Raw genomic sequence first — 23,562 nt, 5'->3', positions numbered from 1 at the left:
TTGTTTTTGATGAATTTTATGAACAAGCGCGGCCGGCCCAGGAACGACTCTATCTGGATGCCCAGGCAAGCGCGTCGGTGATGGGGCCGTACACGATTTGCCGCAGCAGACGCGCCTCGCCCGGATCTACCTGTTGGGAGATGCCCTGCTCATAGGCCTGCAGCAGTGCCTGCGCTTCCCGCCACAGCTCCTTGGCCAGACGCTCCAGCTCCCGCAGGGTCAGCGCTGCAGGAACCCCGATGCTTTGGCCAAAAGCACCGATCTCCGCCTTGGTGACATCGGCAAAGCGCGTGGCACTGCCCATCGGGAAGACCAGCGTTCCCGTGCCCCAGTCGGGCGCCCGATAGACCGCAGTGCTGAGCAGATCGTAATGCGGCGCCAGCTCCCAGCCCTTCTCGCCCCACAGGAAGCTGAGATTCTTCAGATGGGCGTCGGCATTGCCAATAAAGAAGTTGAACAGCTGCCAGCGCAGCAGTGCCAAGCGTGTAGCTGCCGGTGTTCGGGTGATATCCAACAGCTGCCGCAGGGCGGTGCTGTTGGCTTGTTGATACTTGAACACCGCGTCCAGCGAGAGCAACTGGCACCCATCCAACGCATAACGGCGTCGAACCTGCAGTCCCTCGCCCTCACGGTCGAAGCGACGCACCAGATAGACCGGCTCCGGCACCCGCCGCACCTGCACCTCCGGTACCGGCAAGCCACACGCGGCCGCCAGGCGCATGCAGAACCATTCATTGACCACGCTGTGCGGGTAGTCATCCACCTGCTCGTGGTCTGGCTTGAGGATGTGGGTAGAAGCGGCCTGCCCGATCGGCTCCCACAGCTGGCCTTGCTCCAACACCACGGCCAACTTGTGTTGCGCACCGGCCAGCGACATGCGCTTTGGCGCGCCATGCGACAGCGGCTGCCTTGGCAGCGCCTGGATACGTGCCGAGAGCTCGGCATCGGGCAGGGGCCGCAACTCGGGAGGCGGCAACTGCTGTCCGGGCGACAACAAGGTCAATGCGCCTGCCGACTCCGGACCAAAACGCTGCAGCAGGCCGAATGCGTCGGCCGCATTGATGCCGGCATCGGCGGCGACCAACTGGCGCCCGCCCTCTTCCGGCAGCAGATTGTCGAAGAACCACTGCACGGGACGCTGGCTGCCACCGTCCGTGATCTCGCCCGCATCGCGCGGCAAGGCCGGCGACAGGTCAAAGCCGTTGTCACGCCAGACCGGATCGTAGTGCAACGCCCACAGGTTGCCCTGCTCGTACAGCTCACCGATGCGCCGTTGTTCCAGCCACACATCAAGCTGGCGCGGCTCGACCTCGATCGCCATCAGCCACGCTCCGGCGGCGGCAGGTCCACAGGCAGGTCAAGCTGCACACGAATGCCCAGCTGCCGCAGCAATTCGAATACACGGCCAATCTGCACGGTGTCCTTGCCCCGCTCCACATTGCCCAGGACCACGTGGCTGGTGCCCGCCATTGCTGCCAGATCATCCTGACGCAGGCCTTGCGCCTTGCGTACAGCGCGGACGTACTGGCCGATGTCTGACGCTTGGTCGATCTGCACCTTCATGGCTGGCCCTTTAAATATAACGCACACTTTAGATTGCTCTATAAAAACGCATAGCTCAAGCGAAATCTAACGTAAACGTTAGAAATATCGCTTACGGGTCGCCCTAACATCAAAATCTAAAGCGCACTTTATAAATTAATGAAAAAGGATCAACCGCGTCCAAAAACTAAAGCAGGCCTTATTTCCTGCCTATAGCAGCCTGGGTATCGCGCCCCAGAGCCTGCAAAAGGCTCGGCGCACGCGGGCTGGCGATGTCGGCAACCCGCCAGCTGCTGCCCTGGCGCTGCAGGGTCAACTGCAGCTGCAGGGGGTGCTGCGGGTCGTCGAGCCGGGTGCTGGCACGCAGCTGGCTGTCGGCCACTGGTTGGATATCGAAGCTGAGCTGGCGCAGGTCCTGCGCGGTGTCCTGGCAGTCACAAAGCGGATCTCCGTCCAGATAGCCGACTTCGCCGGCGTATGCGTCGCTATTGGCCTGCATCGCGGCGATCAGGGCCGGCGTGTAGACCTCCTCGTCGGGCAGGATGGCGTCCAGTCCGGCATCCGGGTGGTAGCCGGCGTAGATGTGGCTGAGGAAGCTGCGGGCGTTGCTGATGTCTTGGGCGCTGGTGCCGGCCGTGGCCTGGGCAGGCTCGGGTGTGGCAGTGGCAGGTGCCTCCTTGTTGCAGCCGGTCAGGGCCAGGAGCAGCAGTGCTGTGGGTGCCAAGGTTTTCATGGGCGTCCTTGCGTGTTCGTTTGTCGGGTCTTTTTAGGCGGGACTGTTGGGGAAAGCAAAGGCTTTGAAGCACCCCTCCCCTTCGCCTACGGCGAAAGGGAGGGAGACAAGTGCTCTGCCCCCTCCCTTTGGCGCAGCCAAGGGGGTGAAGAAGGCCTGCTTGCGCGCCATTGGCGCGCGGCCTGATGAACGACCGAAGGCTGCGCCTTCGGGCCGGACGGGTTGGGGAGGGGTGCTTCCTGCGCGGACTGGCCGCTCCTCATTTGCCTGCGGCTTACAGAGAAGGAGACAGCCGCTGCGCCAGCCCTGACCAGCGGCTGGCATGGCGGGCCAGCGCGGCTTCGATGACCTCGGCGCTGCCGGCCAGATGCAGGCCGTTGCGGGCGCGGGTGATGCCTGTATAGAGCAGCTCGCGGCTGAGCACGCGGTTGTCGCGGCGGGGCAGCTGCAGCCAGACCTGGTCGAACTCCGAGCCCTGTGCCTTGTGCACGGTCATCGCGAAGGCGCTTTCGTGCAGCGGCAGCGCCGCCGGGTGGAAGGCACGCGGGTTGGCCGGATCATCGCCGGGGAACCAGGCGCTGGTGCTGCGGCCATCACCATCACGCAGGCAGATGCCAACGTCGCCGTTGAACAGGCGGTGGCGGTAGCTGTTCTCGCCAATGATCAGCAGGCGGCCGTGGAACCAGCCCGGGCCCAGCGCGCGGCCACGTGTGCCGGCCAGCAGTTCTTCGATGCGGGCGTTGAGTCCGCGCGCGCCTTGCGGGCCTTCGCGTACGGCGGTGAGCAGGCGCATGCGCCCGGCCAGGGCCAGCGCGTCGGCCGGCGCGGGCGCATCGGCCAGCGCCTGCCAGTACTGCTGCAGCGGCTCGCGCCAGGCCTGCAGTGGATCGATATCGCCTTCGTGGAACTGCACGCCGGTCAGTTCAGCGTCGCGCAGCAGTTGCAGCGTCTGCACTGCGTCGCCATCGCGCATGGCGCTGGCCAGTGGTGCCAACTGCAGGGCTTCACTCTGGCGGTAGCCACGCTGCAGCTGCACGCGGGCACCGGCGAAGTCGGCAGGTCTGGTTTCGATCGCATCGGCCGGCAATTCGCCCAGCAGAGGGCGCAACGCGTCGGCGTCCGTTGCGGTGGTGCGCTGGCCATCGCCGGCAGCACGCAGGATGGCGCTGAGCACGTCGCCCGCCTCCACCGAGGGCAGCTGGTCCGGGTCGCCTAGCAGCACCAGGCGGGTGCCGGCGGCGATGGCTTCGACTAGCTTGGTCATCAATGGCAGGTCGATCATCGAGGCTTCGTCGACCACGATGACGTCTTGGGGCAACGGGTTGTCGGCGTGGTGGCGGAAGCGCGGCGAATCCGGGATCACGCCGAGCAGGCGATGCAAGGTGGTGCCGGTGCTTGGCAGTTGCTCGCACAGAGCGCTGTCGATGCCTTGCACCGAGAGCTTCTGCAGCGCGTGGCGCAGGCTTTCAGCCATGCGCTCGGCGGCGCGGCCGGTTGGCGCGGCCAAGGCGACGCGTGGGGCCGGTTGGTTTGTGGCCTGCGCCTGTGCGGCCAGCAGCACCAGCAGGCGGGTGATGGTGGTGGTCTTGCCGGTGCCGGGGCCGCCGGTGACCAGCAGCAGGTTGTGGCGCAGGGCGCTGGCTGCTGCTCTTGCCTGGTGGTCCAAGAGCTTCCCCTCATCCGCCCTTCGGGCACCTTCTCCCGCAGGCGGGAGAAGGAAAAGATCCGGCTGCGCTGAGGCCTGTGGGTCCTGCGGCGCTGCCTGCCCCGGAAACAGGCGAGTAAACACGTCGGCCAATCCAGCCACATCACCAGCAGCAACCGGCGCCTGCCCGATTCGCTGCAGACCCGCCGCCAAGCGACGCTCGTACTCGCGGTACCGGCGCAGATACAGCAGCCCGTTCTCCCACACCAAGGGCGCCTGCTGCGACTCCACGCTGTTATCCACAGCTGTGGATATCCACTTCGACGCCTCCAACTGCGCAATCCATTCCTCGGCAGCCGGCCATTCCACACCGGCATCCACCAATCGCTGCGGCTGGGTCGGATCAAAGCCCGCATGCCCCTGCGATACAGCCAACGATGCCAAGGCAGCCGCAGCCAGCACCGTGTCCGGCGTTTCCGCATCCAGGCGCCGTAGGCTTTGCGCCAGGGCATGGTCCAGCGCGCGCAGCGCGCCGGCTTTGTTCAATGCGGCCAGCAGGCTCATGCCTCGCCTCCCAGTCGTGCCAACAAGGCCGCGTGACCCTCACGGCCACCGGCAAACAATTCGTCCACCGCATGCACCAGCTCTGGCGTGAAGTTATGCGCGTACAGGCCCGGCGACTGCGGACGGGTTGCATCCAGTCCGCGACAGAACAAATAGCGGATGCCACCGAAGTCACGCGCGTAGTCGTAGCCAGCACCAATGCGGAAGCGCAGCCAGCGATGCAGGGCCACGGTGTAGATCAGCGCCTGCAGGTCGTACTCGCTGTGGCGCATGGCCGCATCCAGCTGCGCCGAGGCGTAATCGGGCAGCCGGTTGGATTTGTAATCCAGCACATACCAACGCCCGTCGCGGACGTAGGTAAGGTCGATCTTGCCGGTCATCAGCCCTTCCAGCTGGCGGCGCAGGCCAAAGCCGTTGCGGCTGCGTACCACCCCGTGTGCATGCAGCACGCGCAGCAGTGCTGGCACCGTGGTCGGCTGCATGGCGAAGTGGAACTCGATTTCGGCGCGGCGCTCGCCTTCGTCCAGCGAATGCAGGGCACCGCCTTCGGGCAGGGCGACAGTCAGGGTCTGGCCGATCAGTTCGGTCAGCAAGGCCACGCCATCATCAATCTCTTCGTCGATGTAGCCATCGGCGCGCATCGCCTTGGCGATTATCTCGCCCTGCCCTTCGGGTGCGTGTCCGCCAGGTCGCCAATCGCACCAGACGCCGAAGTCGACATTCTCCAGCGCCGCATGCAGCACGTTACCGAAGCGGCTGCCGGCGAAGCGCGGATCGAACACTTCCGGCTGTACGGCGCTGGCCTCGGTAGGCGACTCGGCATCGACTTCAACCTGCGCCGGTTCGTCGGCGGCGCCGCCGCTGTCCTCGGTGGCAGCCGCTGCCGTGTCATGACCGCCTTCAGCATGGGCGAGCTGGGTGAAGCTGTAGACCCACCAGTCGTGCGGCACGCTGCGGCGCACCTCGCGCACCGGCGGCAAGGCCTGTTCGCGCTCTGGCGGCAGGCGCGTAGGCGCCGGGCCACTGTCGTCTTCGATCACCTGGATGTCGGCATGTTCGGGCAAGCCCTGCAACATCGGCCCGAGCCGCGAGGTGGCCAGGCCAGTCAAGGCACCGCCACTTATCCACAAGGCATGCTCGGCGCGGGTCAGGCCGACGTACAGCAGACGCGCGGTTTCGGCGTCCTCATCAGCGTTGACCTGCTGGCCCACGGCCTTCCAGTCGGGATCTTCCTTGTCGATCTTCCAGTGCAGCACGCGTTGTTCGCCGTCGTGCACGGTGCGGTGGTTGCTGCTGTCCGGCGCATTGGTGGCGATGCCGACGAAGGGCAGGTAGACCAGCGGGTATTCCAGGCCCTTGCTCTTGTGCAGGGTGATGATCTGCACGCGGCGGGCGTCGGATTCCAGCCGCAGCAGCTGCGCTTCATCGCCTTCGTCGGCGTGGGCGATCTGCGTCTGCAGCCAATCGAGCAGTCCATGCAGGCCGATGCTGCGGTTGCTGGCTTCCTGCAGGGCTTCGGCCAGCTGCAGGTAGTTGGTGAGGCGGCGCTCACCGTCGATCAGCAGCAACAGGCGTTCGGCCTGTTCGGCGCACAGGTCCGACAGCAGGGCGAGCACGCCGCCGCGCTGCCAGCGCTCACGCCATTGCAGCAGGCGCTCCTGGTGCAGGCGCTGTTGTTCACCTTCGTGTTCCATCGCGGCGATGGCGGCTGCGCTTTCACCCAGCAGCACCGTCGCCAGCGCAGCGCGCAGCCGGCCTTCGTCGGCCGGTTGCAGCAGGGCCAGCAGCAGCAGGCGCAGCTCGTGCGCCTCGGCGCTGGCGAACAGGCTCTGCTTGCCTGCAGCTACCGCAGGGATGCCGAGCGCGGCCAGGGCCTGCTGCACGCGTGAAGCTTCCTTGTGCGAACGCACCAGCACGGCGATATCGCCCGGCTGCACCGGCTTGCCATCAACCAGCGCGCGTTCTTCGCGGGCAGCACTGAGCACCTTGTGGATATCTGCCACGCAGGCGGCGGTGGCGGCATCGCGCGAGGCATCGGCCTTGAGCGGCTTGCCGTCGGCGTCGCCTGCGATCAGCTGCAGGGTCAGTGCTGGTGCCGGCTTGCCGTCCAACAGATAGTCGGCATCGCTGCGCTTGCTACCGGGCAGTACCGGCTCGAACTGGATGCGCTCATCGAGGAAGGCTTCGAGGCCGGCGTTGTCGTACAGCGCCTGGATCGCACGCAACACGCCGGGCCGTGAGCGGAAGTTGCGGTCCAACGCCGGCGCGGCTTCGGCCAATGACTTGGCCTGGAGGTAGGTATGCACATCGCCACCACGGAAACCGTAGATGGCCTGCTTGGGATCACCGATCAGGAACAGCGCAGCATCACCATCATCGGCGGCGAACACACGGCGGAAGATGTCCCACTGGCGCGGGTCGGTGTCCTGGAATTCGTCGACCAGGGCGAAGCGGTACTGCGCGCGCAGGCGTTCGGCCAGATGCGCGCCGTGCGGTCCGTGCAAGGCATTGGCGACGTTGTCGATCAGGTCGTCGTAGGTCTGCTGGCGGCGCAGCTGTTTGAGCTGGGCCAAACGCTGGCGAACTTCGTTGCGCAACTGGTGCAACAACACGATCGACTGCTGGCGCTGCCATTGCGTCACCTGTGCCAGTGCATGCAGGTAGTCGGCGATCAGCGGCTGCAGCGGCGATTGCGGGGTGCTGCCGGCCTTGGCCTTGTTGGTCTTGGCAGTGAGCACGTCCAGCGTCAGTCGCTCCAGACGTTCGTCCAGTTCGGCAGTCGGATCGGGGTGGCGGCTCCACTGCAGCAGTTGCTGGAACAGCGGCTCGATCCAGTCGGACTTGTAGCTGGACTTGTTGAGGATGCCGCCTTCCACCGCGCCACGCAGCTGCTGCAGATAGGTGTCGCCATGCTCGACGATGCCGGCGGCCAAACGTTGTGCAGCACCGTCGCGGAACGGGCGCGTGTCTTCGATCAGGGTCTGCGGTGGCTGTGGATAAAGTGGCAGCTCGGCAGCCAACGCAGGCAGGTCCCGGGCCAGTGCGTCCGGACTTTTCCACAGGCCGAGCAGCGCTTCCAGATGCTCGCCCTGCCCTGCATGCAGCCGCCACAGGTCGGCAGCCAGTTCGGCGTGCAGTTCGCGGGTATTGGCCAGCAGCTCGGGCGCGGCGAAGGTGTGGCCGCTTTCCAGGGCGTATTCGCCAAGAACGCGGGTACAGAAGCCGTGGATGGTGAAGATCGAGGCGAGATCGGTTTCTTCAGCGGCAATGCGCAGGCGTCGGCCCAGTTGTGCGGCGCTCTCGCTGCCCTGCTGCAGGTGGCGCTGCAGGATGGCGCGGGTGAGCGTGGTTTCAGGACTGTCGTTGTCGTCCGGCGTGCTGTCGACCACGCGTGCAGCCAGCTCCAGGCGTTCGCGGATGCGCTTGCGCAGTTCCTGGGTCGCCGCGTCGGTGAAGGTCACCGCGAGGATCTGGCCCATGCGCAGGCCCTGCTCCACCACCAGCCGGGTGAACAGCGTGGCCAGGGTGAAGGTCTTGCCGGTGCCGGCGCTGGCCTCGATCAGGCGCAGGCCGTCCAACGGCAGGTGCAGGTACGGGTCCTGCTGCAGCGCTTCGGTGCTCATGCGCCGGCTCCGTTCGTGACATCGTTTCCAGCGTCGAAATCGGGCAAGACGCGGCCCTCGCGCAGCGCGGTAAATATCAACAAGGCGTTGTGGATAAATCTGTGAGTAGTGCTTGGCGATGCGAACGGATCGGTGCCGCGCAAGGCCAATTGCAGGGCTTCGCCGTTGCGCTCGCCCCAGCTGTGTTCGCTGCCGAACCAGCGCGCCTGCGCCGCGTTTTCGCGCTTGTCCTCATCGGCGTTGTAGATCTCCCAACCGGTGTATGGGGCGAATAGAAGCGGTGCTTGCATTCCTTCGGAACGTAGACGCAGCAAGGCTTTCAGGGCTTCCTGCGCAGTCTCTGCGGAGAGCTCGGGATGCCGATGCGGGCCATGGCCAGCCTGCCCGTTGTCATGGAACTGCAGCATCGATGACGGCACACCGGCAGCGTTCACCAGCAGCCAATCCAGGCCGCCGCGCAACACATAAGCCACCCCCGGCGCACCCGCCTGCAGGCGAATCAGGCCCTGTGGATGAATTTGATCGACACGCCCATGCAGGCGCACACCATCAAGCTGAACTTCGTAGCGTTGCGAGCCCAGCGGCTGGCCGTCGTACCACTGCGAAAACGTTTCCGCGCAGGGCCGGATACGGCTCAACATGCGTTCAAACTGCTGCCGCCCAAGCGCACCGGAAGGCAATAAAGCGCGGGCACGCAGGCGCTGGTACAGACCGGCTTCGCGGCCCTCCAGCAGGGCGCTGAGCACGTGCTGCTGCAAGGACGAATGCAGGCGGCCACCACTGGGTACCAACAGCGGCTCGATGTCTTCGCTGTCGTCGATGTCACCGGCCAGGCGCAGGCCCAGGCGCTGATTCAGGAACTGCCCGGCCGGGTCACTGATGAAACGCCGTAGGGCATCCAGCGACAGACTGTCGTCATAGAGCGCGGTGGGCAGCGGTGCGTTCAGCGGACCATCGAACCACGGCGCCAAGCGCTGCCGGCTGCCGCCAACCGCGCTGGCGGCCGGATGCCACTGGCGCCGGTAGCTGAAACGGCGCGGCTCGCCATCACCGCCAAACGCCGCCGGTGCGAACGGCTGCAACGGATGCCGCACCACCAGCTGCTTGCGCGCGGCAGCGCTGTCCAGGTGATACGCCGACGCCGCGTTGACCAGCTCGCTGACCAGCACCGATGGCTCGCGCACGCTGCCATCGCGGGCATCGGCGCCGAGATAGCTCAGGTAGAACACGTCCTGGGCCGAAGCGAACAGCTGCAGGAACAGGAAGCGGTCGTCCTCGCGCAGCGAGCGGTCGCCATAGCGGCGACGCTCGGTGCCCAACTCGGCAGTGAGTCGACTGAGGCCGGCGGCCGGGTCACGGCGCGGGAAATCACCGTCGTTCAAGCCCAACACGCAGATCACACGGAATGGCAGCAAGCGCATCGGCACCATGCGGCCGAAGCTGATGCCGCCGGTCAGCAGCGGCGCGCGGGTATCGGCTTCGGACAGCACCGAGGCGAAGTGCGCACGCACGACTTCAGCCGGTACCGGCGCGTCGAAACCGGCGCTGGTGGCTTCTTCGGCGAACTCGTTGACCAGTTTGCGCAGACGGTCCAGCGCGCGAACCGCGGACGGTTCGGTCGGGGTTTCCGGCAACAACGCCAGCAGCAAGCCGAGCAGGCGCTCACGCCATTGCTTTGGCGTCAACGCTTCGGCCAGGGTCTTCTGATGGCGAGCAAGAACACGCAACAGGCGGATCAGCGCATCCAGTGCAGCCAAGCCGCCGCCTTCCAGTTCCGGCCACGGCGCGACGCCTGCGATTTCCTCATCACTGCCGCTGGCATGGCCTAGCAGCAGCCGGTCCAGCGCGAACTGCCAGGTGTAGGCGTCGTCGGCCGGCGCCTGATGCTGCTTGCGATGGCCTGCATCCAGGCCCCAGCGCGCGCCCGACGCCTGCAGCCAGCCGTGCAGGCGTTCGAATGCAGCCGCATCCAGACCCGAGGCCGACGCCAACGGTGCGCTGGCCAGCAGGTCGAGGATTTCATTGAGGCCGAAGCGCGATACCGGCAGGCCCAGCAACTGCACGAACACCTCGGCCAGCGGCTCACCCTGCAGCGGACTGGCATCGGCCAGCGCCCACGGAATATGCGCATCGTTGCCGCCACGGCCGCCAAACACCGATTCCAGGTAGGGCACGTAGGGATCGATATCCGGTGCCAGCACCGCGATCTCGCGCGGCTGCAGTGGCGGGTCGAAGCGCGGGTCTTCCAGCAGCGCGCGCAGTTGGTCGTGCAGCACCTGCATCTCGCGCAGGCGGGTGTGGCAGGCGTGGATCTGGATGCTGGGGTCGTCCACCCGCAGCGCGACGCGCAACGGTGGCGAGGGCAGCGCGCGGCGGTGGAACAGGTCGGCCTGCAGGCGGTGCAGCAGGCTGTCGCCGAGCCCGCCGTCATCCAGACCGGGCACGGCAATGCTTTCCGGATCGACATAGGCAGCGATTTCGCCGCTGGGGTGCACCACTTCGTAGTCGCCCAGCACCGCCATGAAGTCGCGGCCGGCTTCGCCCCAGGCCTGCAGCAAGGGATTTTCGCCGGCCTCGGTGCCGAATGGCTCGGCCAGGCCGCTGCGCAGCTTTTCCTTCAGCGTCTGCAGGTCGCCCCAATAGGAACGCGTTGGCGTCGGCATATAGAAGTGCAGCGTGCCGACCCGCGCCTGGGTGGCGATCACCCGCAACACGTCCGGCGAGACGTTGAGCGTGGCAAAGGCGAACAGCCGCTGCGGCAGATCTTGCGGCAAGGGCTGGTGTTCGCCTTCAAAGCGGGCCAGGTAATCGTTGATGCGACGTGCGCGGTAGTTCTGCCCGCCGGCGATATGCCGCCACAGGATGGCCTGCGGGTCGTCCGGTTCGGCGCCGTCCTCCCAGCGCAGCAGCCAGTCGCGGCGCCAGGCCTGGTACTTCTCGAACACTCCGCCGAGCTCGGCTGCCAACGCCCACGGGCGCAGCGGATCGTTGCGATCAAGGTAGGTGCGCAGCCCGGCCATCGCCGGTTTCTGCATCAAGCTGCCGTCGGTCAACGCCCCATACAAACGCCAGTGCAGGCCGGTAGCACCAAGGTCATCGCGCTCGCCGGGCACATTGGCCTTCAGCGCCTTGGCGACAAACTCGCCGGGAGTCAGGAATTCCAGATTGGCGGAGACGCCGTACTCGGCGGCCAGGGTCGACTGCAGCCAGCGGCGCATCGCCACCTGCGGGATCAGCACGATATCGGCGGCCAGCAAGGACTGGCCGGGCGCCGGCTCGCGCAGTGCGTGGGCCAGCAACTGGGCCAGCACGTCCAGGGCATTGGAGTGGTACAGGCGGAAATCGGGGGCGTTGCTCATCACACCATCTTGCCGCAGCAGCATCGCAGGGGGCGAGACATGAATGCATTGCGCACAATCCGGACCGCCTGACTCTCCCATCCCCTGCACACTGTGTTGCTGCCAACGCCCCAAGCTGTGCATGGCACTGTGCGCTGACAATGAGACAATACTGCACGGTCCAGTACGCTTATGTTCAGGCGCTGCTGGCAATCCTAGAACGTTGGTTTTCCGTTAAAGGCCGTCATGCCCTCAGCCCGGACTCCCTTGGTGCAGTTGTCCAACGTGCGAATCGATCGCGGCGGACGCACCATCCTGCGCGATGTTTCGCTGCAGGTACCGCGCGGCAGCATCACCGCGGTGCTCGGTCCTTCGGGCAGCGGCAAGTCGACCATGTTGGCGGCGCTGACCGGCGAGTTGCGGCCGGTATCCGGCACCGTGCAGCTGTTTGGTCAGGATATTCCACACGGCAACCGTGACCTGCTGGAGATGCGCAAGAACGTCGGCGTGCTGCTGCAGGGCAACGGCCTGCTGACCGACCTGAGCGTGGCCGACAACGTGGCGCTGCCGCTGCGTGCGCATACCAAGCTGCCCGAGCCGGTGCTGCGCCGCCTGGTGCAGATGAAGCTGCATGCGGTTGGCCTGCTGGCCGCTGCCGATGCCTGGCCGCGCGAGCTCTCCGGCGGCATGGCGCGTCGCGTGGCGCTGGCCCGTGCATTGGCCCTGGACCCGCCGTTGATGATCTACGACGAGCCGCTGACCGGGCTGGACCCGATCGCCTCGGGCGTGATCATGAGCCTGATCCAGCGTTTGAACGACAGCCTCGGCCTGACCAGCATCATCGTCAGCCACCATGTGCATGAAACCCTGCCGATCAGCGACCAGGCCGTGGTGATCGCCAATGGCGGCATCGTGTTCTCCGGCACACCGGACGAACTGCAGGCCAGCAGCGACCCGCTGGTGCGGCAGTTCCTGCACGGCGAACCGGACGGCCCGATCCCGTTTGATGCGCCGACGCGTAATTACGGGTTGGAGAACGCGTGATGCTGAAGATCAACGCGATGCTTGATTCCTGCTCCCTCTCCCGCACGGCGGGAGAGGGCTGGGGTGAGGGCGCTTTTAAAGCACGTAGAGCAAAAGCTGCCCTCATCCGCCCTTCGGGCACCTTCTCCCGCTTGCGGGAGAAGGGAGAACTGCCCTGCAGCCGTCGCGCTCTGGGAGCCGTTTCCTGATGCCCTTCACCTCCTCCATCCGCTCGCTGGGCCGCGCCGGGCTGTTCTCGCTGACGGTGCTGCGTGGCTCGCTGCCGACGCGTGACTTCCTGGCCGAACTGACCCGCGAGATCTACAAGATCGGTGCGCGTTCGCTGCCGATCATCGCCGTTGGCGGCGCCTTCGTTGGCCTGGTGCTGACCCTGCAGGGTTACCGCACGCTGACCACCTTTGGTGCCTCCGATGCGCTGTCCACCCTGCTCGGCCTGTCGCTGTACCGCGAGCTGGCACCGGTGCTGACCGCGCTGCTGTTCATCGGCCGCGCCGGCAGCTCGATCGCCGCCGAGCTCGGCCTGATGCGTGCCACCGACCAGATCAAGGCGCTGGAGCTGATGGCCATCGACCCGATCGCCAAGGCGGTCGCACCGCGTTTCTGGGCAGCCGTGCTGACCGTGCCGCTGTTGACCGGCATCTTCTGCTCGCTGGCGATTGCCGGCGGCTATTTCGAGGCCGTGCATGTGTTGGGCCAGGACAACGGCACCTTCTGGTCGGGCCTGCGCGGCAGTGTTGATTTCTGGGACGACTTCGCCGTGGCCCTGCTCAAGTCGGCGATCTTCGGCGGTACCGCGGCATTGGTAGCGGCGTATGTCGGCTTCCATGCCGAGCCGACCATCGAAGGCACCTCGGTGGCCACCACCCGCGCGGTGGTGAACGCCTCGTTGCTGGTGCTGATGTTCAACTTCGTGCTGTCGGCGCTGCTGTTCCAATGATGCGAGTCCCTCGCCCGAGCCTGCACATCCGTGTGCGGGGACCAAACAAAGAATCGAACAACCCGCTTCGCTTTGCGAAGCACCAGATGGATCAGGAGTGAGACACAACATGGCCATCCGTGGACCCAGACTCGAATTTTCCGTCGGCGCCTTCCTGCTGCTGGCCCTGGCCTCGCTGCTGGTGCTGGCTGTCGCCTCCACCAACCAGCGCTTCGGCACCGGCGGTGGCGGCTACGAACTGAAGGCCCGTTTCAGCCAGATCGGACAGCTGCGCAAGCAGGCGCCAGTGAAGGTTGGCGGTGTGACCATCGGCCAAGTAGCTGACATTCAGCTGGACCCGATTAAATACGATTCCATCGTGACCCTGTCGCTGGACAGCAAGTTCAAGGACCTGCCCGCCGACACCTCGGCCGGCATCTTCACCAGCGGTCTGTTGGGCGAAAGCTATATCGGCCTGCAGCCCGGTGGTGATCCGGACGTATTGAAATCCGGTGATGAAATCGTCTTCACCCAGCCGGCGGTAGACCTGCTGCAGTTGGTTGGCAAATACATGTTCAGCGGCGGCGGCAACACCGGCGCCGCTGCCAAGGAAACCCCCGGCGCAGACGCGCCCGCTACGGAACCGCAACCATGAAAGTGAAACTTCTCACCGTCGTGCTCGCCTCTGCCCTGCTGGCCGCCGCACCGTCGGTCACGCTGGCGCAGGCACGCCCGGCCGCCACCGCCGCGCAGCCCTCGGCCGCCGCCCGCACCGTGCTGGATTCCAGCACCCGCATCATCAATTCGCTGCAGACCCGTCGCGCTGAATTCCGCGCCAACCCGGCGACCCTGCGCAGCTACATCGATGGCGAGCTGAGCCGCGCCTTCGACCGCGACTACGCTGCCCGCCTGGTGCTGGGCGTGCATGGCCGCGGCGCCGCCGATGCCGACGTCAAGCTGTTCGCCGATGCCATGGCCGACAACCTGATGTCGCGTTACGGCTCGGCCCTGCTCGATATCCAGGGCAAGCCCAGCTTCCGCTACAAGAGCGAGCAGCCGCTGCCGGGCAACCGCGGCGTCAAGGTCTCCACCGAGCTGGTACGTGCAGGCAGCGAGCCGACCCCGGTCGAATACCTGATGCGCAATGTCGACGGCCAGTGGAAGATCTTCGACGTGATGATCGAAGGCATCTCCTACGTGCAGACCTTCAAGAACCAGTTCGACGCGCCGCTGCGGCAGAAGTCGATCAAGCAGGTCGCCACCGAACTGCGTAGCGGCAGCATGCAGGCCAATGCGGGCCCGGCCGCTCCCCGTGGCAAGTAACGCCACCTTCCGCACCGAGGGCGACACCCTGCTGCTGGCAGGCGTGATCAACCGCGAAGCGGTGGTTGCACTGTGGCCGCAGCTGACGCGGGCGCTTGCGCCTGTACGTCAGCTCGACCTGGGCGCGGTTGATGGCATCGACAGTGCCGGCTTGGCGTTGCTGGGTGAACTGGCTGCGCGTCTGCGGGCGCACGGCGGCGGCAACGTCAGCGGCAGCCCGGCTGGTCTGGACGAATTGTGCGCAGCCTACCGGCTGTCACCGTCCCTCGATTTCAATGCCTCATCAGCAGGAAGCTGACATGAAACTTTTCCGCACCCTCCTCCTCCTGCTCAGTGTGGCTCTGCTGGCCGCCTGTGCGGGCAAGCCCACGCGCGATGCGCTGCCGGCATCCACCGTGGTTGCACCGCAAGCTGCTGAACAATCCGTCGACACAGCCACCGCTGTGCCGGCGCAGAACGCTGCAAGCACGGCCACTGCCAACAGCGCACAGAGCACCGCAACCGCCAGCGATGACACCACACCGACCGGTGCCGAAGATGACTTCGCTGCGCTGTATGGCGGCCCGGCGCCAAGCGCTGAGGGTGAAGCCGGTGAGGCTGCTGCCAGCGTGACCTACGATCCGTGGGAGAAGTACAACCGCGGCGTGCACCGCTTCAACAACGCGGTCGACCGTACTGTGGCGCGTCCGTTGGCTACTGCGTACACCAACGTCGTACCGCAGTTCGCACGTACCGGTGTCAGCAACTTCTTCAGCAACCTGCGCTCGCCGCTGACCGTGGTCAACCAGCTGCTGCAGGGCCATGCCGACGATGCCTGGGACACGCTGGGCCGGTTCCTGATGAACTCCACCTTCGGTATTGGTGGTCTGTTCGATCCGGCCAGCAAGGCGATGGTGCCCAAGCGCAGCGAAGACTTCGGTCAGACCCTGGGTGCATGGGGTTGGCGTCGTTCACGTTACGTGGAGCTGCCGTTCTTCGGCCCGCGTACCGTGCGTGATGTGTTCGGCCTGGCCGGTGACATCCCGTTGTCGCCGATGCGCCAGATCGAAATGGACAAGGTCCGTATTGGCCTGCAGGGCCTGCAGCTGGTGGATATGCGTGCGCAGCTGATGGCGGTCGATTCGCTGCGTGACACCGCAGTGGACGAGTACGCACTGACCCGTGATGCCTGGCTGCAGCGCCGCAACTACCAGATCGAAAAGGATCTGCGCCGCGACCGCAAGCATGGCGATGACGACCAGACCACGATCCCGGTCGATGCAATGCCGATGCCGAACTGGGGCGACTGATCCTGGTTGCTGCTGATTAAAAAAAGCCCGGGTTTCCCCGGGCTTTTTTTTTCTGCATTTTCTTTTGTGGGAGCGGTGTCAACCGCGAAGCTGAGGAAGCCGCGGAGCGCGGCTAAACCCTGACGCCTGGCAATCCCAGCTTCGCGGCTTACGCCGCTCCCACACCACAACAGTGGCTGGTTTACGCAGCCAGCGCCGCGTCGATCGCGCTGCGCAGGGCGGCATCGTCGGCGCTGGTGTCCGGGGCGAAGCGGGCAACCACGGTGCCATCCTTGCCTACCAGGAACTTCTCGAAGTTCCACAGCACGGCCGGGGCCGGGTTGGCCTCGATGCCGAAACCGACCAGCTTCTCGCGCATCGGGCCTTCGCCGATGGCGACCGGCTGCGCAGCGGTCAGCTGCTGGTACAGCGGGTGGATATCGGCACCGGCGACGCTGATCTTGGAGAACATCGGGAAGCTGATGTCATAGGTGAGCGCGCAGAACTGCTTGATCTCGTCTTCGCTGCCCGGCTCCTGGCCGTTGAAGTTGTTGGCCGGGAAGCCCAGAACTTCCAGGCCGGCGTCGTTCTTTTCGCGGTAGAGCTTTTCCAGGCCTTCGTACTGCGGGGTGAGGCCGCACTTGGAAGCGGTGTTGACCAGCAGCAGTACCTTGCCGCGGTAGTCGGCCAGCGAAGTCGGGGCACCGTCGATGGTGGTCAGCGCGGTGTCGTATACGGAAGCGGTCATGCGGTTGCCTGCTGTGGGATTGGGAGAGCGCAAGCATAAACGGCGCGGGTGGCGCTGACACGACCGTAGTGTTGCAACACTGTAGTGCCGAGCCATGCTCGGCTGGCTGGGTATTGGTAGTGCCGCGCCATGCTCGGCTGGGGCGTTACCGATGGAGCCTCTTGCCGAGCATGGCTCGGCACTACCGCTTCAGCCCCTCTCCCGTTCACGGGGTGAGAGGGGCAGCTTGCGAACCACCGGTTCGCTGCCCATCGAACGCCCTTGCGCCAGCGCAAGGGCCGGGGCGCGGAGCGGGGGGTTGGGGTGAGGGCAGTTTTTGAAGCATTACCGGTAAAGCCTCTGCCGAGCATGGCTCGGCACTACACATGCGAAGAGCCAACCCCTCCCCAACCCTCCCCTTGCCTATGGCAAAGGGAGGGGGCTGAAGCATGGCTCGACGCTACGCTGTCGGGCTTTCGTCTTCTGCTTCGTCGGCGTCATCGTCTGTACCCAGCATTGCCTGCGAGGCGTCGCTGGACAGCGATTCCACACCGCGCAGCTTGCGCTCGATGGTGCGGGTCTTGCGGCTGGCGTCGCCCAGGCTCTTGCCGACGGTGTTGATCTGCTTCTCGGCCTTTTCGAGGATGCCGGCGAACTTGCCGAACTCGCTCTTGACCGCGCCCAGCAGGCTCCACACTTCCGACGAGCGCTGCTCGATGGCCAAGGTACGGAAGCCCATCTGCAGGCTGTTCAACAAGGCAGTCACCGTGGTCGGGCCAGCGATCACCACGCGGTGTTCGCGCTGCAAAGCGTCCACCAGACCGGCGCGGCGGATCACCTCGGCATACAGGCCTTCGGTCGGCAGGAACATCACCGCGAAGTCGGTGCTGTGCGGCGGCACGATGTACTTCTCGCTGATCGACTTGGCCTGGATGCGGATCGCGCGCTCCAGCTGGTTGCCGCTGTTGCGCACCGCCTCCGCATCGCCGGCTTCCTGTGCGTCGAGCAGGCGTTCGTAGTCTTCGCGCGGGAACTTGGAATCGATCGGCAGCCAGACCGGTGTATCGGCACCGCCACGTCCCGGCAGACGCACGGCGAAGTCGACCATCTCGCCGCTGTCGGCGCGCAGCTTCACCCCGCGGGCGTACTGCTCGGCGGTCAGGGTCTGCTCGAGGATGTTGTCCAGCTGCACTTCACCCCAGCCGCCGCGGTTCTTGACGTTGCTCAGCACGCGCTTGAGATCGCCAACACCGGTCGCCAGCTGCTGCATTTCACCGAGTCCGCGCTGCACCTGCTCCAGTCGTTCGGAGACCAGCTTGAACGAGGAATCCAGGCGCGTATTGAGCGTGCTCTGCAGCTTCTCGTCGACGGTCTGGCGCATCAGTTCGAGCTTGGCGGCGTTGTCGCCCTGCAGGTCCTTCAAGCGCGCTTCCAGGGTCTGCCGCATCTCGGTGATGCGCTGCTCGTTGCGCTGGGTCAGTTCGCCCAGCTTCTGGTTCAACGTCTCACCGAAACGCAGCTGTACCTGCGCGCCTTCCTCGCGGCCCTTGCGGGTTTCCTCGACCAGGCTTTGCTGCAGGCCGGCCAGCTGGCGGGCGAAGGCTTCCATGCGCGCTTCCTGCTGCTGGCCGAATACGTCGAGCTGGCCGCGCACGTCCTGCAGGCGTGTACCCAACAACTGTGCAAGCAATTGCTGCGCATTGGCGGTCTCCTCGCGGCCCTTGCGGGCGTCGTCGTTGAGGCTGTCACGCAGCAGGTCCAGGCGCTGGTCCGTGCGTGTGGACAGGTCAGTGAGGTTGCGGCCGAAGCCATCGATGCGGATGTCCTGCTGCCGCGCCATGGTTTCCAGCTGTTCGCGCAGTTCGCCGCGGCCGCTGCGCTGCTCTTCGCGCAAGGTGCTTTCCAGCGCGGTGTTGTCATTACGGCGCAGCAACAGCAGCAGCTGCAGCACGAGGACGACGACCAGCAGGCCGCCAAGGATCAGGGTTTCAGTTTGCATGGGGAGAAGTGTAGCCCTGCCTGTCTCAGAAGCTGATCCTGCAACCAGCCGACCGCTGGCGAAAACAGCCATCGGCGCCTATCTGCGATCATGTGCACCCCCACCCGCCGTAGCCCCACCATGAAGTTGCCCTCCCTGCTGTTGTCGAGCCTGTTGTGCCTGCTGCCTATGGCCGCCCTGGCCAGCGACTCGCAGACCATCACCTCGCCCCACGCCTTGCCCGCCAATGACGTGCGGCCCAAGGTGTTCCTGGCTGGCAGCATCGAGATGGGCAAGGCGGGCGATTGGCAACAGCAGGTGCAGGCCGCGCTGGCCGACCAGGGCGTACTGATGCTTAATCCCCGCCGCGCCGACTGGAACCCGGCCTGGCGTGCCGAGGCGGATGAACCCGAGTTCCGCCGCCAGGTGGAATGGGAGCTGGCCGCACTGGAACAGGCCGACATCGTGCTGATGTACTTCGCCCCCGGCACCCAGAGCCCGATCACCCTGCTCGAATTCGGCCTGTATGCGCGCTCGGGCAAGCTGCTGGTGGCGGCACCCGCGGGTTATTGGCGCAAGGGCAACCTGGACATCACCGGCGACCGCTACGGCGTGCCGCGTTTTGATGACCTGCAAGCGTTGATCGATGCGGTGAAGCAGCGCGTCGCCACGCAGCGCGCGCGCTGATCCCCACGGAGAACCACCATGCCGTGGATGGGTATCAACGACCTGGGCACCTTCGTGGTGGCCGTGATCCTGTTCCTGATGTTGCCTGGCCCTGGCACCTTCACCCTGCTCACCGCCACCGCGCGCGGCGGCGTGCGTGCCGGTTACGCCACCCTGGCCGGGCTGATGCTGGGCGACCAGATCCTGATCGCCATCGCCGCCACCGGTGTGGCGGCGCTGCTGCAGGCCCATCCGGTGCTGTTCGCCGCGCTGCGCTACGTCGGCGCGGCCTACCTGATCTGGGTCGGCATCAACCTGCTGCGTGAACCGACGGCAGCCGCAGGCGAGGCTGCGCCGGTACAGCACGGACGACGCTGGTTCCGCCAGGCCTTGCTGGTCGGCGTGCTGAATCCAAAGGCGATCCTGTTCTACATGGCCTTCTTCCCGCTGTTCATCGATCCGGTCCGGCAGCGCGGTGCGCTGACCCTGACGACGATGGCGGTGCTGATCGCCATCCTCAGCATCGGCTGGTGCTCGGTGCTGATCTTCGGCGGCCAGTTCATCGCCCGCCGCCTGGCCGGCTATCCACGCGTTGGTGTGTGGCTGCGCCGCGGGGTTGGCGTGTGTCTGGTGGTGTTCGGGCTGCGTCTTGGCATCGCTGAGTGATGTTCCTTAAGAGTCGCGGCTGACCGCCAGCAGGCCACCACAGCGGCGTAAGCTCGATTGGCGAGGCCGTAGCCCATCCTGGGTCGATGGTTTTTATGCCAAATTCGGCACATTGACATCCATTCGCGGTAAAAGCGCGCCAAATAGCGGGTTTTTCTGGCTTTGCTGCACTGCGTTACGCCAAACTCGGCCGCTTCCCCGAACCACCACGAACCGTGAGGTCCGCATGCAATCCTGGCTCCGGCGCAAGCCCATCGACCAACTCACCGAACACGAAGAAGGCCGCCGGCTTATTCCAACGCTGAGCTGGCCCCATCTGGTCGCGCTTGGCATCGGCGCCATCGTCGGCACCGGCATCTACACGCTGATCGGCGTGGGTGCGGACAAGGCCGGCCCTGCGGTGCTGCTGTCCTTCATCATCGCAGGCGCGATCTGCGCCTGTGCGGCACTGGCCTATGCCGAGCTGTCGACGATGATGCCGGCCGCAGGCAGCGCCTATACCTACAGCTACAGCGCATTGGGCGAGACCATCGCCTGGGTGGTTGGCTGGAGCCTGATCCTGGAGTACTCGCTGGTGGTCAGCACGGTGGCAGTCGGCTGGTCCGGCTACTTCGTCGGCTTCCTGGAATGGCTGCACACCTCGTTCGGCTGGAACGTGGCCTTGCCGCAGGCCCTGGCCGCCGGCCCGCATGTGGAAGGCGGTTTCCTCAACGTGCCGGCCATCGTCATCACCTTCCTGGTCGCCGGCATGCTGATGGTCGGTACCAAGGAGAGCGCCACCCTCAACGCCGTGCTGGTGGTGTTCAAGCTGATCGCGCTGGCGGTGTTCGTCGCGGTTGCGCTGCCGGCCTTCGACAGCGCCAACCTGCAGCCGTTCATGCCGTATGGCTTCCCCAAGTCGATCAGCGCCGATGGCGTCGAGCGCGGGGTGATGGCGGCAGCGGCGATCATCTTCTTCGCCTTCTATGGCTTCGATGCGATTTCCACCGCGGCCGAGGAAACCAAGAACCCCAAGCGTGATCTGTCGATCGGCATCATCGGTTCGATGGTCGGCTGCACCATCATCTACCTGTTGGTAGCTTTGGCCGCGGTCGGTGCGATGAGCTACACGGTGTTCGGCAAGAGCGCCGAGCCGCTGGCCCTGATCATGCGCGAACTCGGCCATGGCACCGCCGCGCTGGTGATCGGCATCGTCGCCATCATCGCGCTGCCGACCGTGCTGCTGGCGTTCTTCTATGGCCAGAGCCGCATCTTCTTCGTGATGTCGCGTGACGGCCTGCTGCCGCGTGGCCTGTCCAAGGTCAACCAGCGCACCGGTACGCCGGTGGTCATCACCCTGTTCACCGCGGTGCTGGTGGCTGCGCTGGCCGGTGTGGCACGCCTGGATGAAATCGCCGCGCTGGCCAATGCCGGCACCTTGGCAGCATTCACCGCGGTAGGCCTGTGCCTGCTGGTGCTGCGCAAGCGCGAGCCCAACCGGCCGCGTACCTTCCGCACGCCGCTGGCGTGGGTGGTCGGGCCGCTGGCGATCGGCGGCTGCATCTACCTGTTCATCAGCCTGCCGATGCGTACCCAGTTGTGGTTCCTGGCGTGGAACGTGTTTGGTTTGCTGGTCTATGCCTTGTACAGCCGCCGCAATGCGGTGCTGGGGCGTGGCAAGTAATCCACAGGTTGTTGTGGATAAGGCAAAAAGCGGGCTTCGGCCCGCTTTTTGTTTTCTTGGGGTTTGTCGGTTCTGCTCGAAGAGCACCCCTCCCCAACCCTCCCCTTGCCTATGGCAAAGGGAGGGAGCCGCTCTGCCCCCTCCCTTGCGCGTAGCGCAGGGGAGGGTTGGGGAGGGGTGCCTTTGCTTCAAAGCTCTAAAGCCTCAAGCCTCAACTCCACCTGTGGACAACCCACTTATCCCCAACAACATGTGGATAAAAACAAAGCGGGCCTGAGCCCGCTTCGTCATTCCACGCATTCAACAGCGCGCGATCAAGACTTCTTCTGCGCCGCCGCGTAGTCCTGCGCCTGGCGCATCACCCGCAGCACGTTGCCGCTCCAGATGTTGCCGATCTGTGCATCGGTCAAACCACGGCGCTGCATCCAGGCGGTGATCTTGGGCAGGTCGGCCGCATCTTCCATTCCGGTCACGCCGCCGCCGCCGTCCCAATCCATGCCGATGCCGACGTGGTCCGGGCCGACCACATCGAGCATGTGACCGAAGTGCTGGAAGAAATCATCCAGCGTGGCCTTGCGCCGCGGGTACTTCTGGTCGAGCTCGGCCATTGCCTTGCGCAGTTCCACACCCTTGGCCATGGTCATGTTTTCCCAGCCGCCTAGGCGCTTTTCCAGTTCCTCTTCGGCCTGCTTGCGCTCGGCGCTCTTGGTTTCGTCAACCAGATAACCGCCGTAGGCATTGGCCTGGATCACGCCGCCTTTGGCCGCCAGCTGGCGCAGGCGCGCGTCGTCCAGATTACGCGGGTGGTTGAACACCGCCTTGGCCGAGCTGTGCGAAAGGATGAAGGGCACCGGCATTATCTCGATCAGGTTGTCGAACACCGCATCGGAGGCATGCGACTGGTCGATCACGATGCCCAGCTTCACCGCCTCGTTGACCAGCGCCTTGCCGGCCGGGCTCAGACCCTTCCACTCCGCACCCTTGGGATCGGTGGCCGAGTCGGCAAATTCGTTGTTGGCGAAATGCACCGTCGACATCAGCCGCAAACCGGCCTTGTAGTAGTAGCTCAGCAAGGTGGGATCGGCGACCAGCGGGCTGCCGTTCTCCATGCTGATATAGACCACGCGTTTGCCGGCGGCCTTGATCCTTGCGGCATCGTCAGCAGTCAATGCCAACTGGAACTTGTCCGGGTTGGCCGCCAGCATTTCGTGGATTTCCTGCATGCGCTGCAGGCCATGGTCACGCTCGGCGATATGCGCGGCCGGGCTGCGGTCGCCCTGGTCGGTGTAGATGGCAAAGAAGCCACCATCCAGCGCGCCTTCGACCATGCGTGGGTAGTCCACCTGCGACAAGGCGTTGTGGTCGTGACGCTGCATGATGTTGAAGTCGGCGCGGCCGAAATTGGCCGGCGTATCCAGATGCGAATCCAGGGTCAGCAGCTTGTGCTGCAAGGCGCTGGCCTTGCTCAGCTCGGCCTGGCTGAATTCCACCGCCGAAGCCGCCAGTGGAACGCACAACGACAGGGATACCAGCAGGGACAGGGGACGCAGCGTCATGAGGCCTCACCGTGAAGGGAAAGGCCAGACCTTAGCGCCGCTGTGCCGTTGTCGGCCAGTGACGGACGGCATGGAGCAGGTCTTTGTAGAGCCGAGCCATGCTCGGCTGGAGCTTTACCGGGAAAGCCACTGCCGAGCATGGCTCGGCACTACCGCGTTGGCCCCACACCCGGTCACGGGAGAGGGGGTGGGGTGAGGGCAGCTCTATCTCGAGCTATTGCTATGTGTCTGGCTTCGGCTCTGGCTATGGCTCTGAATCTGTCTTCGGCATCCGCTTCCGCACTGGCTCTGGATACGGCTCTGGCTAACG

At 65.3% G+C, this 23,562-nt stretch carries 18 protein-coding genes; 9 read left to right on the top strand and 9 right to left on the bottom strand.

Annotation, left to right across the window (positions count from 1 at the left end):
- Positions 1-49 precede the first annotated feature (49 nt).
- The 6 genes from ACVOMF_RS09560 to recC all read right to left on the bottom strand — a co-directional run bounded on the left by ACVOMF_RS09560 (position 50) and on the right by recC (position 11,466).
- Complete coding sequence (locus ACVOMF_RS09560; protein ID WP_481509074.1) at positions 50-1,321, bottom strand: HipA domain-containing protein; 1,272 nt, start codon at positions 1,319-1,321, stop codon at positions 50-52.
- Entirely contained in the window at positions 1,321-1,563 is a 243-nt protein-coding gene (locus ACVOMF_RS09555; protein WP_481509073.1) for a helix-turn-helix domain-containing protein, read from the bottom strand. The genes ACVOMF_RS09560 and ACVOMF_RS09555 overlap by 1 nt, the downstream gene beginning before the upstream one ends.
- A 178-nt stretch (positions 1,564-1,741) precedes the next feature.
- Positions 1,742-2,275 carry a DUF3828 domain-containing protein gene (locus ACVOMF_RS09550; RefSeq protein WP_481509072.1) on the bottom strand — a complete coding sequence of 178 codons (534 nt, stop codon included), beginning with the start codon at positions 2,273-2,275 and terminating at the stop codon, positions 1,742-1,744.
- A gap of 274 nt (positions 2,276-2,549) precedes the next feature.
- Entirely contained in the window at positions 2,550-4,484 is a 1,935-nt protein-coding gene (recD, locus tag ACVOMF_RS09545; RefSeq protein WP_481509071.1) for an exodeoxyribonuclease V subunit alpha, read from the bottom strand.
- Positions 4,481-8,107 carry a UvrD-helicase domain-containing protein gene (locus tag ACVOMF_RS09540; RefSeq protein ID WP_481509070.1) on the bottom strand — a complete coding sequence of 1,209 codons (3,627 nt, stop codon included), beginning with the start codon at positions 8,105-8,107 and terminating at the stop codon, positions 4,481-4,483. Before ACVOMF_RS09540 ends, recD begins: the two co-directional genes overlap by 4 nt.
- The gene (recC, locus tag ACVOMF_RS09535; protein ID WP_481509069.1) at positions 8,104-11,466 is read right to left on the bottom strand and encodes an exodeoxyribonuclease V subunit gamma; all 3,363 of its coding nucleotides are present in this window, start codon (positions 11,464-11,466) and stop codon (positions 8,104-8,106) included. Before recC ends, ACVOMF_RS09540 begins: the two co-directional genes overlap by 4 nt.
- 225 nt (positions 11,467-11,691) lie before the next feature.
- Between recC and ACVOMF_RS09530 the strand changes: the two genes are divergently transcribed.
- The 6 genes from ACVOMF_RS09530 (at position 11,692) to ACVOMF_RS09505 (ending at position 16,017) form a co-directional block, all read left to right on the top strand.
- Positions 11,692-12,489: an ABC transporter ATP-binding protein gene (locus ACVOMF_RS09530; RefSeq protein ID WP_481509068.1), complete on the top strand. Its 798-nt coding sequence runs from the start codon at positions 11,692-11,694 to the stop codon at positions 12,487-12,489.
- Between the two features lie 187 nt (positions 12,490-12,676).
- Entirely contained in the window at positions 12,677-13,426 is a 750-nt protein-coding gene (locus ACVOMF_RS09525; protein ID WP_282267696.1) for an MlaE family lipid ABC transporter permease subunit, read from the top strand.
- 109 nt (positions 13,427-13,535) lie between these two features.
- Positions 13,536-14,060, top strand: coding sequence for an outer membrane lipid asymmetry maintenance protein MlaD (mlaD, locus tag ACVOMF_RS09520; RefSeq protein WP_481509067.1), 525 nt, complete (start codon positions 13,536-13,538; stop codon positions 14,058-14,060).
- Entirely contained in the window at positions 14,057-14,728 is a 672-nt protein-coding gene (locus ACVOMF_RS09515; RefSeq protein ID WP_282267700.1) for an MlaC/ttg2D family ABC transporter substrate-binding protein, read from the top strand. Before mlaD ends, ACVOMF_RS09515 begins: the two co-directional genes overlap by 4 nt.
- Entirely contained in the window at positions 14,697-15,026 is a 330-nt protein-coding gene (locus ACVOMF_RS09510; protein ID WP_481509066.1) for an STAS domain-containing protein, read from the top strand. The genes ACVOMF_RS09515 and ACVOMF_RS09510 overlap by 32 nt, the downstream gene beginning before the upstream one ends.
- Position 15,027: 1 nt before the next feature.
- On the top strand, positions 15,028-16,017 hold the full coding sequence (locus ACVOMF_RS09505; protein ID WP_481509065.1) for an MlaA family lipoprotein: 990 nt from the start codon (positions 15,028-15,030) through the stop codon (positions 16,015-16,017).
- A 181-nt stretch (positions 16,018-16,198) separates the two neighbouring features.
- Here the strand turns inward: ACVOMF_RS09505 and ACVOMF_RS09500 are convergent, their stop codons facing one another.
- On the bottom strand, positions 16,199-16,744 hold the full coding sequence (locus tag ACVOMF_RS09500; protein ID WP_481509064.1) for a glutathione peroxidase: 546 nt from the start codon (positions 16,742-16,744) through the stop codon (positions 16,199-16,201).
- A 439-nt stretch (positions 16,745-17,183) separates the two neighbouring features.
- Positions 17,184-18,722, bottom strand: a complete 1,539-nt coding sequence (locus ACVOMF_RS09495; protein ID WP_481509063.1) for a DNA recombination protein RmuC — start codon at positions 18,720-18,722, stop codon at positions 17,184-17,186.
- A 120-nt stretch (positions 18,723-18,842) separates the two neighbouring features.
- Here ACVOMF_RS09495 and ACVOMF_RS09490 point away from each other — a divergent pair, with 120 nt between their 5' ends.
- The 3 genes from ACVOMF_RS09490 to ACVOMF_RS09480 all read left to right on the top strand — a co-directional run bounded on the left by ACVOMF_RS09490 (position 18,843) and on the right by ACVOMF_RS09480 (position 21,696).
- Positions 18,843-19,388, top strand: coding sequence for a nucleoside 2-deoxyribosyltransferase domain-containing protein (locus ACVOMF_RS09490; RefSeq protein ID WP_481509062.1), 546 nt, complete (start codon positions 18,843-18,845; stop codon positions 19,386-19,388).
- Positions 19,389-19,406: 18 nt separating this feature from the next.
- Positions 19,407-20,033, top strand: coding sequence for a leucine efflux protein LeuE (leuE, locus tag ACVOMF_RS09485; RefSeq protein ID WP_481509061.1), 627 nt, complete (start codon positions 19,407-19,409; stop codon positions 20,031-20,033).
- A gap of 226 nt (positions 20,034-20,259) precedes the next feature.
- Positions 20,260-21,696, top strand: coding sequence for an amino acid permease (locus ACVOMF_RS09480; RefSeq protein WP_481509060.1), 1,437 nt, complete (start codon positions 20,260-20,262; stop codon positions 21,694-21,696).
- A gap of 314 nt (positions 21,697-22,010) precedes the next feature.
- Here the strand turns inward: ACVOMF_RS09480 and ACVOMF_RS09475 are convergent, their stop codons facing one another.
- Positions 22,011-23,252 carry a dipeptidase gene (locus ACVOMF_RS09475; RefSeq protein WP_481509059.1) on the bottom strand — a complete coding sequence of 414 codons (1,242 nt, stop codon included), beginning with the start codon at positions 23,250-23,252 and terminating at the stop codon, positions 22,011-22,013.
- Positions 23,253-23,562: the final 310 nt, after the last annotated feature.

The organism is Stenotrophomonas sp. STEN022 (genome assembly GCF_056760155.1).
This window is presented reverse-complemented; position numbering and strand designations above follow the sequence as displayed.